The 323-nt window shown below is 63.2% G+C and carries 1 pseudogene; it reads left to right on the top strand.

Features of this window, described 5'->3' with window-relative positions:
* Nucleotides 1-213 (top strand): annotated as a pseudogene (locus IFR23_RS19965) (IS110 family transposase); the annotation flags it as partial.
* Between the last annotated feature and the right edge of the window lie 110 nt (nucleotides 214-323).

Genomic DNA, 323 nt, shown 5'->3' with positions numbered 1-323 from the left:
GGCCACCAATATCTGCGTCAGATGCTGATCGTCGGCGCTATGGCAGTCGTGCGCTATGCCGAGCGGAACGGGGCCAAGCGGCCCTGGCTCGTGCAACTGCTTGCCAGGCGGAAGGCCAAGGTCGCCGCGGTCGCGCTAGCCAACAAGAACGCCCGCATGATCTGGGCGATGATGGCCAGTGGCGAACGGTATCGCGAGCCGCAGATCGTGTAACAGAATACGGGGCGGGCGACCGCACCGGACGAGGTTGGAAAGGGCGGATAGGAGCTAATGCAACAAGCCGGTTGAACCGCCGGATCGGGAAAACCCACAAAGACCCAAGC

This window comes from Sphingomonas sp. CFBP 13603 (assembly GCF_014892665.1).
Classification (GTDB): Bacteria; Pseudomonadota; Alphaproteobacteria; order Sphingomonadales; family Sphingomonadaceae; genus Sphingomonas.
This window is presented reverse-complemented; position numbering and strand designations above follow the sequence as displayed.